At 45.1% G+C, this 13,604-nt stretch carries 11 protein-coding genes; 4 read left to right on the forward strand and 7 right to left on the reverse strand.

The genetic code is table 11. The features are described 5' to 3' along the window. Positions 1 to 35 precede the first annotated feature (35 nt). On the reverse strand, positions 36 to 1,166 hold the full coding sequence (gene pheA, locus EFA47_RS09005; protein WP_122642974.1) for a prephenate dehydratase: 1,131 nt from the start codon (positions 1,164 to 1,166) through the stop codon (positions 36 to 38). Between the two features lie 93 nt (positions 1,167 to 1,259). Between pheA and EFA47_RS09010 the strand changes: the two genes are divergently transcribed. From EFA47_RS09010 to EFA47_RS09020, 3 genes are all read left to right on the forward strand, one after another. Beyond that, positions 1,260 to 1,655, forward strand: a complete 396-nt coding sequence (locus EFA47_RS09010; protein ID WP_122642975.1) for a putative ABC transporter permease — start codon at positions 1,260 to 1,262, stop codon at positions 1,653 to 1,655. 117 nt (positions 1,656 to 1,772) lie between these two features. Further along, positions 1,773 to 3,380 carry an IS1182 family transposase gene (locus EFA47_RS09015; protein WP_122642779.1) on the forward strand — a complete coding sequence of 536 codons (1,608 nt, stop codon included), beginning with the start codon at positions 1,773 to 1,775 and terminating at the stop codon, positions 3,378 to 3,380. A 299-nt stretch (positions 3,381 to 3,679) separates the two neighbouring features. Then, a complete protein-coding gene (locus EFA47_RS09020; protein WP_122642976.1) occupies positions 3,680 to 5,038 on the forward strand; it encodes a sodium-dependent transporter in 1,359 nt (452 codons plus the stop codon). A gap of 131 nt (positions 5,039 to 5,169) precedes the next feature. On the opposite strand, the gene EFA47_RS09025 is transcribed toward EFA47_RS09020, so the two are convergent. Both EFA47_RS09025 and EFA47_RS09030 read right to left on the reverse strand, forming a co-directional pair. Beyond that, entirely contained in the window at positions 5,170 to 6,033 is an 864-nt protein-coding gene (locus EFA47_RS09025; RefSeq protein ID WP_122642977.1) for a DegV family protein, read from the reverse strand. Then, a complete protein-coding gene (locus EFA47_RS09030; protein WP_122642978.1) occupies positions 6,030 to 7,463 on the reverse strand; it encodes an MATE family efflux transporter in 1,434 nt (477 codons plus the stop codon). The genes EFA47_RS09025 and EFA47_RS09030 overlap by 4 nt, the downstream gene beginning before the upstream one ends. Before the next feature lie 290 nt (positions 7,464 to 7,753). On the opposite strand from EFA47_RS09030, the gene EFA47_RS09035 reads away from it, so the two are divergent. Then, positions 7,754 to 8,614, forward strand: coding sequence for a type II CAAX endopeptidase family protein (locus EFA47_RS09035; RefSeq protein WP_164689960.1), 861 nt, complete (start codon positions 7,754 to 7,756; stop codon positions 8,612 to 8,614). A gap of 299 nt (positions 8,615 to 8,913) precedes the next feature. On the opposite strand, the gene EFA47_RS09040 is transcribed toward EFA47_RS09035, so the two are convergent. The 4 genes from EFA47_RS09040 to nrdD all read right to left on the reverse strand — a co-directional run bounded on the left by EFA47_RS09040 (position 8,914) and on the right by nrdD (position 13,553). Continuing rightward, entirely contained in the window at positions 8,914 to 10,281 is a 1,368-nt protein-coding gene (locus tag EFA47_RS09040; RefSeq protein ID WP_122642980.1) for a spore germination protein, read from the reverse strand. 121 nt (positions 10,282 to 10,402) lie between these two features. Beyond that, entirely contained in the window at positions 10,403 to 10,918 is a 516-nt protein-coding gene (locus EFA47_RS09045) for a dCTP deaminase/dUTPase family protein (protein WP_122642981.1), read from the reverse strand. 21 nt (positions 10,919 to 10,939) lie between these two features. After that, on the reverse strand, positions 10,940 to 11,431 hold the full coding sequence (gene nrdG, locus EFA47_RS09050; protein ID WP_122642982.1) for an anaerobic ribonucleoside-triphosphate reductase activating protein: 492 nt from the start codon (positions 11,429 to 11,431) through the stop codon (positions 10,940 to 10,942). A gap of 1 nt (position 11,432) precedes the next feature. Further along, a complete protein-coding gene (gene nrdD / locus EFA47_RS09055; RefSeq protein ID WP_122642983.1) occupies positions 11,433 to 13,553 on the reverse strand; it encodes an anaerobic ribonucleoside-triphosphate reductase in 2,121 nt (706 codons plus the stop codon). Positions 13,554 to 13,604: the final 51 nt, after the last annotated feature.

A 13,604-nucleotide genomic window follows, 5' to 3' on the forward strand; every position in this document is an offset into this window, starting at 1 on the left:
CACCTCGTTTCGTCCAATTCCCCTCACAGTCTATCTTAATAGTTTCCCAGTATCTTCAGATTCCTTGCTTCCTCCCTCAGGCCGCGTATGGCATTTTTAACGGCAGCATCAGCCAGATTGCCCTCAAAATCCACAAAAAACCTATACTCCCAGTTCTTCCCTTCCACGGGCCTGGATTCTATTTTGGTCATATTCAGGTCATTATATATGAAATGAGACAAAATCCGGTACAGTGAACCACTCTCATGGGGCAGTTCAAAACAGATACTGATCTTAGAGGCAGATTCCAGAAAGATTTTCTGGTTTGTCACGACAATAAACCGGGTGGAATTATTGGGTTCATCATTGATATCTGCTTCCAGCACAGCCAGGCCATGGACCTTGGCGGCATATGCACTGCAGACAGCAGCCTGCGCTTTGTCCTGATCCTGTAATATCTTCTTAGCGGCAACAGCAGTATTGACGACACTTATTTGCTGCCATCCACTGTGGGCATCCAGGAAACGGGAAGTCTGCATAAGGGCCTCAGCCTTAGAATATACCCTCTGTATTTCCTCCGGCCTGGTTCCTTCTAACCCGGATAGTGTGTGTGTGATTGGGATGATTGTCTCTCCCACAATGTAATTTTCAAATTCCACAAGCAAGTCGTACATTTCATTGACAGCCCCCGCGGAGGAATTTTCTATGGGAAGGACCGCATAGTCCGCAGACCCCTCTTCAATGGCCTCCATTGCCTCCCTGAAAGTCCTTACATGAAAACTATTTATCTCCTCTCCAAAGTAGTGCTGCATGGCCGCCTGGCTGTATGCCCCCTCAACACCCTGAAATACAACCCTGGCATTATCCCCATCCAGGCTCTTGACCTCGATAAACGGCAGCCTGCCCAGCGCCCCCGCCTCTACCAGAAGCTGGTACTGCAGTTTCCGGCTCATGGACATGAGCTGCTCGTACAGCTCCAAAATCCCCTTCTTATTGAACTCGCCAGATACCATCCCTGCCACGTCTGCCAGTTTCTCATGCTCCCGTGTCCGGTCAAATACTTTGCGCCCTGCCTTTACTTTAAACTCGCCGACTTCCCTGCATATCTTCATCCTCTCCTCAAATAATCCTGCTATCTGCCGGTCAATCTCATCCAACTGTAGCCTCAGTTCTTCCAATGCCGCCATTTTATCTCACCCTTTTCCTTTCCATTACACAAACAAAAACATTATAATACATTTTACGTATAAAATCTACTTTTCTGAAACATACTTTTGAATATGAAAAATAAATCAATTGCACAAAACAAATTTATTATCTGCGGTACTGTGGGCTGGTGTATGGAAATTATATTTACAGCGCTGCATTCTTTTAAGAGAAAAGAATTCACCCTTGTGGGCCGCACCTCCATATGGATGTTCCCCATTTACGGGGCAGCCTGCCTGCTCTCCCCTGTCTGCCATATCTTGAAAGGGAAAAGTACAATCTTCCGGGGGAGCGTTTACACATTCTGTATCTTCCTGGGAGAATTCCTATCCGGAAGCTTTCTTAGGAGGCACCATGCCTGCCCCTGGGATTACAGCGGCGCTAAATATAACCTCAATGGCGTCATCCGGTTCGACTATGCCCCATTGTGGTTTGGGGCAGGCCTGCTCTTTGAAAAAATACTGAAGTAGATTAAAAGGGGGCGTTGCAAAATAGGTGAGTAATCACCTATGGAGCAGCGCTCCTTTTTTGTACCCTAAAATAGAAAACGGACTCCGAAGAGTCCGCAATCCATGGTATAATAAGATATGTCAAGTAAATTAAAATACCATAAAAATTATACCGAATTTGGCGAACCTTATCAACTGGTTTTGCCATTAAATTTGGAAGGTTTGGTTCCTGATGATGATTCTGTTCGACTGCTCAGCCACGAATTGGAGGATTTAGATTACAGCTTGCTGTATCAGGCTTACTCTGCAAAAGGCAGAAATCCCGCAGTCGACCCAAAGACCATGTTCAAGATCCTGACCTACGCTTATTCTCAAAACATTTATTCTTCAAGAAAAATGGAAACAGCTTGCAAAAGGGATATCAACTTTATGTGGCTGTTAGCTGGACAAAAGGCTCCTGATCACAGCACGATTGCCCGCTTTCGTACCGGATTTTTGGCAGATGCCTGTGAAAATCTCTTTTACCAGATGGTAAAACGTTTGGGGGATTCCGGGGAACTGTTAAAGGAGACTGTATTTATTGACGGGACAAAGTTAGAGGCCTGTGCAAACAAATATACGTTTGTCTGGAAAAAATCCGTAGGAAAGTGGGAAGAAAAAATGTTTCGGAAGATACAGGAAACCATACAGCTTCTGAACAAGGAATACCTGCAGGATTTTTCTGTCACTTCAGAATCAAGGACCCAGGATTTACAGAACATAGTCCGGTTTTTAGAAAACCGATGCCAGAGAGACAACACCGTTTTTGTCCACGGACGAGGAAAAAAGAAAAGCAAAAACCAACGGTATTTAGAGCTTTTTCGCAGATTTCTTGAACGACAAAGCGTTTATGACTGGCATACGGCAAGTTTTCAGGGAAGAAATAATTATTGTAAAACAGATCCGGATGCAGCCTTTATGCATATGGAAGATGACCATATGAGAAATGCACAGTTAAAGCCCGGGTATAATGTACAGATTGCAGTAGACAGTGAATATATCGTAGCAGCAGATATTTTTCAGGATCGAAATGATGTCTGGACATTGGTTCCTTTTTTAAAGACAATGGAAACGAATCTGGGTTTCCGTTATCCGAGTGTAACGGCTGATTCAGGATATGAAAGTGAAGAAGCGTATACTTATCTGAGAAGTGCAGAGCAAAAACCATACATAAAACCACAGACTTATGAGAAATGGAAGAAACGGAGCTTCAAGCAGGATATCAGCAAACGTGAAAATATGGGATATGACCAAGAAGCAGATATATACATTTGTCATGCAGGGAAATCCCTGTCCCCACTTTTTATCAAAAAGCAGAAAAGCAAGAGCGGGTATGAATCGGAAGTAACCGTTTACGAATGTGAAGACTGCAACGGATGTGCTTATAAAGAAAAATGTACTAAAGCAAAAGGAAATAAGCGGTTATACATTTCAAAAAGCTTTCTGGAAAAACGACAGGAATCCTATGAAAATATCCTAAGTGAAACGGGAATCAAATATCGGATGAACCGTTCCGTCCAGGCAGAGGGAGCCTTTGGTGTTTTGAAAAATGATTACGAATTTCAAAGATTTCTGCTGCGAGGGAAAACCAAGGTAAAACTGGAGATTATTTTGCTGTGTATGGGATACAACATCAATAAACTGCATGCAAAAATCCAGAGGGAACGCACTGGAAGTCATCTTTTTCCAGTAAAAGAGACCGCTTAAAAAACAAGAAAAACAAAGCATTATTAAAGTACGCCAAAAATCCGGAAGGATTCCTGAAACAAAAGGATTCCATCCGGATTTTTCCTATATAGAGCGAGGGTGCCGCTCAATCATCTAATTTGATGATTTTGCGACACCCTCTTTGCGATCCGTTTTCAGAATATTCTGTCTATTTTACATGTGAAACCTAGAATTTATAACTGTATAAGATGTTTTCTCTTGTATTTCGTCATACTTCATGTCATAATACTTTTATTACTGTCTAAATATAATGAGAGGATTGAGGAGGATTTCTATTAATGAATGAAAACAGAAGTAATTTTACAGGCAAGATTGGCTTTATTATGGCCGCAGCCGGTTCTGCCGTAGGTCTGGGGAACATCTGGCGTTTTCCCTATTTAGTCGCCCAATATGGAGGGGGGACTTTCCTGGTCTGTTACATAATACTTGCTGTCACTTTCGGCTTTACTTTGATGGCGGCTGAGATTGCTATTGGGCGTAAAACTGGCTTGAGCGCAATCGGAGCCTTCAAAAAACTGGATAAGCGTTTCGGCTTCCTCGGCATTTTGGCCTCCGTCGTGCCGATTATCATTCTTCCTTACTATTCTGTAATCGGCGGATGGGTTATTAAATATTTTACAACTTTTATCTCCGGCAATACAAAGGCAGCAGCCGGTGATACTTACTTTAATGACTTTATCGGCAGCGTAGGAAGTCCCCTGTTATGGTTCGTACTTTTTGTAGTTTTTACAGCTGCAATTGTTATTTTTGGGGTAGAAAAAGGAGTGGAGACAGTCAGCAAGTTCCTGATGCCTATCCTTGTAGTACTGACAGTCGGCATCTCTATCTATGTGCTGACAATGGATGGGGCCATGGAAGGGCTGAAGTACTATATCATGCCCCACATGTCTGACTTTTCTATCAAGACTCTTCTCTCTGCCATGGGACAATTGTTCTATTCCATGTCTCTGGCCATGGGAATCATGATTACTTATGGCTCCTATATGAAGAAGTCTACAAACCTGGAGGGTTCTGTCAGGCATATAGAGTTATTTGACACAGGCATTGCTTTCTTTGCAGGCCTTATGATTGTACCGGCCGTATTTATTTTTTCCGGGGGAGATGAATCTGCCCTCAGCGCGGGTCCGGGCCTTATGTTTATCACCCTTCCAAAAGTCTTTGCAAGTATGTCCATGGGCACAGTGATAGGGACGGCCTTTTTTGTTCTCGTATTCTTTGCCGCCCTTACATCAGCCATCTCACTGATGGAGACAATTGTGTCTATTCTTATGGACAGATTTAAATGGAACAGAAAAATAACCTGTATTATCGTATTCATCTATGTGCTGGCAATGGGAATCCCTTCATCCTTAGGTTTCGGCGTATGGGACTTTATACAGCCCCTCGGAATGTCGATCCTTGACTTTATGGATTTCATAAGTAACAGTGTCCTGATGCCTATTGTCGCACTGTTTACCTGTATCTTCGTAGGCTTTTTCATCAAACCGAAAACGATCATTGAGGAGGCATGTGCCGACGGGGCAGCCTTTAAAAGTAAAAAGCTGTTCATCGTGATGATTAAATGGGTTGCGCCTGTATTCCTGGTAGCAATTTTGGTAAGTTCTGTATTAAATGCATTTGGCATTATCAAGCTGTAATCCGTCCGGCAGGGCATAACAACTGATCAATAATCAAGTTCTGACTTTGGATATAAATTTGCAGGACTTTAAAAGAGCCTGGCGGCAAACTTTTGTTTCACCGCCAGGCTCTTCTTATCCTTACACAAACCCTATCTCTTCTCTCCCATAAAAAATACTGCCACTACCCCGGGGCCTGTATGGCTGCCTATCACTGTCCCGATATTGTGGATCAGTATCTGCTGGACTCCCATCTTCTCCCTCACTAAATCTGCGACATACTGTGCATCCTCAATGCAGTCTCCATGCGTAATCATGACCATATCATTGTCCCAACCCCTGGACTGTTCCACAGCCATATCTACAATCTTGTTGAGAGATTTCTTCCGTCCTCTCTGTTTACCGATAACCTGAAGCTTGCCTTCATTGTCCATATGGATAATAGGCTTGATCTGAACAGCCGTACCCAGTATGGCTGTAGCTTTGGAGACTCTTCCGCCCCTGTGGAGATGGTTTAAATCATCCACTGTGACATTATGGCAGATATGGAGCTTATTTTCCTCCACCCACTGCGCAACCTCGTCCACGCTCTTTCCGGCATCCTTTAGCTGAAGCGCCTTGTAGAGAAGAAGGCCCTCACCCAGGCAGGCACAGAGTGTATCTATAATAATCACCTTGGCATCAGGATACTCTTCAGCCAGCTCCTCCCCGGCGATCCTCATACTGTTATAGGTACCGCTCAGTCCAGAAGAAAATCCAAGATGCAATACATCTTTCCCAGCCTTTAAAAATGGTTCCAGCGCTTCCCTTGCTTCGTCTGGGTTCACCTGGGATGTGACTGACATATGCCCCTCCCTCAATTTTGCAAAAAACTCTTTGCCTGAAAGTCCATACATATCTGTATATGTCTCGCCATCAATTGTATATTTTAAAGGGATAACCGGAACGTTCCGTTCTTCTACCCACTCTCTCGGCAAATCAACAGTGCTGTTAACTGTAATTACAAACTCTCTCATGCTCTACCCTCCAGATTATTATTTTTTCCTATCATAACATCTTTTTCCTCATTTCGCAAAATCTTTTTCGCTGTAATGAGAAACAATATCACTGTAATTATTACGGATGTCACGTCGGCAACCGGCTCTGCCCGATATATCCCCATAACTCCCATGAACTTTGGCAGCAGAATTGCCAGTGGTATCAAAAAAATCACTTTCCTGAGAAGTGCAATAATTAAGGAAACAACCGACTGCCCCAATGCGAGAAATGTGGACTGGCATCCCAGTTGTATTCCAAAAATGGTAATGCCCAGGAAATATACCGGCATCACCTGGCATGTCAGGCGGATCAGATCTGGATTTTCCGTAAATATTCCCACATATATCTCCGGCCTTATTATAGCAATTCCGGCAAATATAAAGGTCATCAGGAAACAGACTGAAATCATCCTGATAAAAGCGCCTTTCACCCTGTCTCTGTTGCCGGCCCCGAAATTATAGCTTATAATGGGTTGTATTCCCTGGGATATGCCCTGTGCCGGAACAACAATAAGCTGCATAATGCTTGACAGGATTGACATTGACCCCACATAGAGATCTCCTCCATATTTCTGCAGGCCAGAATTTAAAGTAATCATAACCAGGCTCTCTGTACTCTGCATAATAAACGGCGAAATCCCTAAGGCAGCAATACTTCCCACAGTTCCCGGGTTCAGCCTGATATATTTCATCCTGATTCTGATCACGCTCCTTTTAGAAGTAAGGAATCTAAGCACCCAGGCCGCGCTGACTGCCTGGGATATAATCGTGGCAAGGGCCGCTCCCCTCACCCCCATTTTGAACAGAAAAATAAATATTGGATCCAGAATAATATTAATCACTGCGCCGATAAGCACTGACAGCATAGCTGTCCGCGCGGCTCCCTGGCCGCTGATAAAAGTATTCAGGCCTACCGCTGTCTGGACGAAAACCGTTCCAATCAAATAAATCCCTATATACTGCTCTGCATACATGATGGTCATCTCGCTGGCGCCAAAGGCATACAGAACCGGCGTCTTAAATATAGAGAACAAAACTGTCAGCAAGACAGAAAAGATCAGCAGCATTCCCACACAGTTCCCCAGAATCTTTTCCGCCGCCTGATAATTCTTCTTCCCGAGCTGAATAGACGCAAGGGGAGCGCCGCCCATGCCCGCAAAAGCGCTGAATGCAGTTATGACCATCAGGATCGGGAATGTGACTCCCACCCCTGTCAGGGCCATATCCCCATATCCCTCGATATGTCCTATGTATATCCTATCCACAATATTATATAATACATTGATAATCTGTGCCGCTACAGCTGGAAGAGCCATGCTTGCAATAAGCCTGCCTAAGGGGGCGCTCCCCAGCTTCTCATCCTGTCCGCCTGCCTGGCCATCCTTCTCCCTGCCTCTGCTTGCTTCCATCTTAAATCCCTTCTTTCCCTGCAGTTATACTCTGGCCGTGTAACATTTAGTATATCACAAAACTACCTTATATTCTATACCCAGACTCTCCTAATCCACTCTACAGCGGGCGGCAGACACACAGCCTGCAAGTGTGGGAATCACGGGCTGAATGCCCCAGAGTAAAAACAGCAGGATGAAAACCTGCCATTTCAAAATTGAATTTCCCTCCAGATAATGCTATAGTTAAAACAGTTATATTCCCACTGTTTCACAGCTATGGATATTCCAGGAAAGCGAGGCAATATTTTATGAAAAATTTTTTTAAGGCGGTTGGCTTTTTACTTTTGAGTATTCTTCCTTTCATTGCCGCAAATATTCTGCAGTATATAATTGTTTTTGCAGCCATGCTTCTAAAAGCCATTTCTATGTTCCTGGCAAATCCCTCAGGATTTTCCATGGAGAATTACTATACTTATGTCGCAAGTTCCCAGTTTAACTCCCTTGTCCTTTTTATCTATGGACTTTTTGCCATCCTGCTGCTGGGGATCTGGTACCGTGTTGCCGCCGTGCCCAAAGGATTTTTAAGGCGCGGCCTTGGGCAAGTTATAAACGGGAAAATCTTATTGGCAATGGTACTGCTTACTGCTTCTTTCCAGTACATCACCACCTACCTCATTATTCTCATTCAGGCGCTCCGCCCTTCCTGGTACCAAAGCTATGAGCTTCTGATGGATTCTGCAGGAATAAATGACATCACTTTAATCTTAGCTCTCTACAGCGTGATTGTGGCCCCCATATGTGAGGAACTGATATTCCGGGGAGTCTGTCTATATTATGCCAAAAAAGCGCTCCCCTTCTGGATTGCCAACCTGTTCCAGGCCGCCTTTTTTGGTGTCTACCATATGAATCTTGTACAGGGGATCTATGCATTCCTTCTGGGCCTCCTCCTTGGATATGTCTGCGACAGAGGAAGAAGTATTTATTTAAGCATCCTGCTCCATTTTCTATTTAATTTCTGGGGCACGTTTTTATTCTCCTCCTACTTCTATTCAGGAGATAACATATTACTCTCCACACTGCAGTTTCTTCTCATTTGGACTGCTGCGGCAGCCGGGATTATTCTTTACAAAAGCGGGGTTAAGGGCAGGCGCCTGCAGCCCCCTGCCTGAAAATATAGCCGCACTTTCCGGTATACAAAATAGAAAAGGTACCGCACAGGCTTCCCAGCCTGTCCCAGTACCTTTCCTATACTCTGATTGATCCGCCCCATCTGTGACCATGTCTAATCATCTTCCAGTCAAAGACCCCCATGCAAGCATCGGGGTATTAGACCCTCGCGGCAGTCGCCAAATGGGCATGTAAACATGTCCGCTTGGCCCGTTGTTTGCGGGAATACATATTTTATATACTCATGGGAAAGCCGTTGGCTGGGATATATCTGCCCTTTGTTCTTCTTTCTGCCAAAAGATTACTGAAGTTTTATATTCAGATAATTGCGGCCTGACAGTGTTTTATTAAAGGCCAGCAGACATACAATAATAATACATCCAGCCACAAATCCTACTACGTTGAAACATGCTGTAAGGATTAGCAGCAGCAGGCGCATAAACTTTAAGGCATACCCAAGCTCAAAATTAGGCTGTGTATAATTGGCCACTGCCACAAAAGCCATGTACAGCATGACCTCCGAGTTAAACCACCCTGACTGGACAGAAAACTCTCCCATGACAAGGCCCGCAATTACACTCAAAGGTGTACTGAGCATACTGGGGGTGTTCAGTGCGGCCAGCCGCAGTCCGTCGATCGAAAGTTCCAGTATTAAGAGCTGGAAAATCAGGGGGATATTCACTGTATCTTTAACCGCCACAAAGGCAAAAATATCTGGAAGCCAGTTAATATTCTGCATAAAAAGCAGAAATATTGGTGTCAGAAATACTGTCAGAATCGTGATCAGAGTCCTCGATATTTTCAAGTATACCCCTGTCAGAGTAGGGAAATAATAGTCATTCGCCTCCTCTATCATATCCAGTATGGAGGTAGGCAGAATCATCGCGGAAGGCGAATTATCTACCATAATGACAACCTTCCCTTCCAGCAGGCATGCCGCCGCTGTATCCGGCCTCTCTGTAAACTTAAATTTAGGGAATGGATTAAACCATTTACGCTTAAACATGGCATCTGCCAGGCTCTGCTGGGTCATACGCAGATCATCCAGCTCCAGTTTTTCAATCCGGCCCTTTACATTTTTGAGCAATTCATCGTCCACCCGGTCCGACATATAGCAGATTGCTATGTCTGTCCTGGTTGTCTGCCCGGCTTCCACCATTTCCATAACCAGATGGGGATCTCGAATCCGCCTTCGCATAAGGGCAGTATTAAAAACAATGGTCTCCACAAACCCATCCCTGGAACCACGCAGTGATTTGTCTTTATCAGGCTCCTCCACGCCCCTGGCCGGGTAAGTGCGGCAGTCGATGGCGATACATACACCGTCGTATCCTTCCATAAACATGCAGGTGATGCCTGAAAGGACATTGCGCAGTACCTGGTCAAAATCTCCTACAATATCCACCTCAACATATGGGATACACTGCTGGGCAAATGCGGTTGCATCCCCCGGCAAAGCATCCTCTTTAAGGCCGAAAAAGGATGTCATGATTTTCAGCATTGTCTCATCTTTGGTAAACCCGTCTATGAAATAAAATGAAGCCTTCTTCCCACCAATCATCAGATCCCGCCGGATAATATCAAAACTCTCCTTAAGCGGCAGGGCCTGATCCATATACTCAATATTCTCCTGATAGGAGCTGACCTTTTTTGTATTTTTCTTAACCATAGAATGTGCGTCCTTTCTCCAAATGCTATCTGCAAAGTGTATGCTATACATATCCTATGGTTAGAATCCCCATATACTCCTTAAATATACAAAAAAATCCTGGTGGGGAACTTAAAATCGTCTATTTTTTGGTGGTGCTTCCAAATCCGCCGTTTCTTACTTCACTGGCTTCATCATCCATTGTGATGCCATACTCAGTAAAGATCCCCTGCATAAACCCTTCGCCTCTGGCGATTTCAACAGTCTTCCCTTCATTAGTATCATTGGTTATTTTAGAAAAAATATGCCCTTCATTGTCAGAGTAAAAGTAGTCGCTGTCTATAATACCAACCGTATTATTCAGCTGCAGTCTGTATTTAAACCCCAACCCACTCCTGGGATAACAATTCAGGACCCATCCTTCCTCCATCTGTACACGGATTCCGGTTGGGACTTTTACCGTCTCCCCTGGTTTAAGAACCAACTTGACAGGCGCATAGAAATCGTAGCCTGCGGATCCCGATGTGGCCCTTTTTGGCAGTACGATTCCCTCATATATGTCCTGAACCTGTTCTCTTTTCCCATCCCCAAAAGTATCTTCCCAATCCTTTGAAAACTGCTCTATGCTAACTTTGTGGAATTTTGCTATTCTTCTCATGTATATACCTTTCCTGCCTGCTTAAGAATTATGCAGCACAATTTTATTTTGACTGAGGCTGGCCTGTACATCAATCACTTTCTGGTTAGAGCTTCCCTTCCAGTGTAACTGCGTATCTTTCAGGCTGGCGTCAAACTTACCGTCCACCAGCACGTCCAAATACTGTATGGCAGGGAGCTCCTTGACATCTTCCCACTCCCATCCTGTATACAGCCACTGGGTCTTGCCAGGGAACTTCTTTCTCACCTCCGCTGCCAGCTCTGTAACTGCGGCACGGTTGCCCTCAAACAGGGGATCGCCCCCGCTGTATGTAATACCACTGATATAGTCCTTCTCCAGCTGCTCAAAGATCTCCTGCTTAGCCTCCGGGCCAAAAGGGATTCCCCCTTTTGGATCCCATGTGACCTGGTTATGGCACTCCCGGCAATGGTGGGAGCACCCCGCCACCCACAGGACAACCCGCAGTCCATCACCATTCAACATGTCGTCCTTTGTAATATTGTGGTACCGCATACTACATACTTTTCCTTTCTGCGATCTCCGCCATCTTGGCATCGTTGAGCCTAGTGTCTCCCTTTACCCTGGAATAAGAAAGATATCCATTCATCCTGTCTATCTTTGTCAGGTTTGTGCTCCCGCACTTGGGGCACACATCCATATCCAGCTCCTCATGCCCACAATCGTCACAGTATGAAAGTGACAGGTTCACCCCTTCATAGTAACCTCTGTCCATGGCGCGTCTGACAAGAGCTTTTACCGCCTCAGTATTATAGCTTATAGGATACTTGACATACTGAATCTTTCCCCCATTACTCAGATTCCAGAACCGGCCTTCTAAATCCTGTTTCTCTATGGGAGTGATCTCCTCACTGACATGGCAGTGGAAACTGTTGCTTACATACTCCCTGTCAGATACATTTTCAATAATGCCATACTTTTTGCGGAACTGCTGTACCTGCACGCCGCACAGATTCTCTGCCGGCGTCCCGTAAATTGCATACAGATGCCCATCTTCCTGCTTAAATTCATTCACTCTGTCATTGATGTACCTCAAAGCCTCCAGGGCAAAACTGCCATCCTCTGCTATAGACTTTTTGTTGTGGAGCTGCTGCAGTTCATTGAGGGCCGTAATGCCAAAAGAGGCGGTGGCAGCCTTCAAAAGCGGCTTGATCTTATCATATAACCCTAAGCGGCCGCCATAGAACCCTCCCTCACAGTATGCCAGGGGATTGGTGGAGGCCTTCATCTCCCCCAAATAGTCGTAGGTTCTCTGGTGCAGCTTTCTGATCAGATTCAGATAATAATCCAAAACCTCATAAAAATCCCTGCCCTCCTGCTGTGCTTTGGCATAGATCATGGGCAGGTGGAGGCTGATGGCCCCCACATTAAATCTGCCCACAAATACAGGTTCATCCTTCTCGTCTGCAGGCTCCATGCCGCCGCGCTCATACCAGGGGGATAAAAATGCCCGGCATCCCATAGGGCTGATAATCTTACCGTACTTCTTATATATACTGGGAACGTAACCTTCCCCGGTAAGGCTGAGCCAGTCTGGGTACATTGTCTTTCTCGAGCATGCAATGCCTGCTTCAAACACGTCTTCCAGCGGCTTCCCCGGCCCATGCAGGTTCTCGTCATATAAAAATACAATCTTCGGAAACAGGACTGGTTTTCTGTGCCCTTCCTTCCCCTGCCCCTTGCGCCGTACTTCCAGCATTTTTATGGTGGCCAGTTTTCCATAGCGGCTTGTCCGGGTACCTGCTGTCACGGTTATGAAGGGATAGTCGCCGCGGCTTGAGGATACAGAGTTAAATTTATATTCCCATCCCTGGAATCCCTGCTCCATCTCCTTCTCTAGGTCTGCCCAGGCAACCTCTTCTACCGTCTTTCTTGGCAGTCCAAGATCTGTATATTTCTGCAGGAGCCTTTTGTGGGATTTCTCCGCATATGGCTCCAGAATCTCATCCACGCTGGGCACTGTAAATCCGCCGTACTGCTGGCTGGCCGCACTTAAGACAATATCTCCAATTACATCAAAAGCCGTATCCAGGGTCTTGGGTTCATTGTACCAGAGGTTCCCCATCTCAAAACCGCCGCTCAAAACACTCTTCACGTCAAAAAGGCAGCAGTTCATTGTGTCTCTTCTGGCGGACATATCATGGATATAGATATATCCCTCCCGGATTGCCTGTATTTCCTCCACTGTCAGGAAAAACTTCTTATATAATTCTTTATTCAGCTCATTAAAAATAAGGCTCCTTTTGGTGGACACAAGAGCGCTGTCTGTATTGCTGTTTTCCTTGTCGCCGATATACATGATGGATTGGCTCTTTTTATACACCTCATCTAACATCTGTACAAAATCCTGCTTATAATTCCGGTAATCCCGGTAGCTCTTCGCCACAACCGGATTTACCTTCTCTAAAGCGCCTTCCACCACATTGTGCATCTCTGCAATGGGAATATCCGTAATGTGCATAGACTCTACTTTTTCTTTCACAAACTTACAGATATAATCCAGCTCTTCATCTGTAAACTTAATCAGGGCGCGGTAGGCAGACTTATTCACAGCCACCACCACTTTCTGCACATTAAAGTCCTCTTTTGTACCATCTTTCTTCACCACATGAATCATTCTCAAAACTCCCTTCCAGCCGCTGTTTTTCTATATTTAGTATGCCTCACA

The organism is Luxibacter massiliensis, from assembly GCF_900604355.1.
GTDB classification, from domain to species: Bacteria; Bacillota; Clostridia; order Lachnospirales; family Lachnospiraceae; genus Luxibacter; species Luxibacter massiliensis.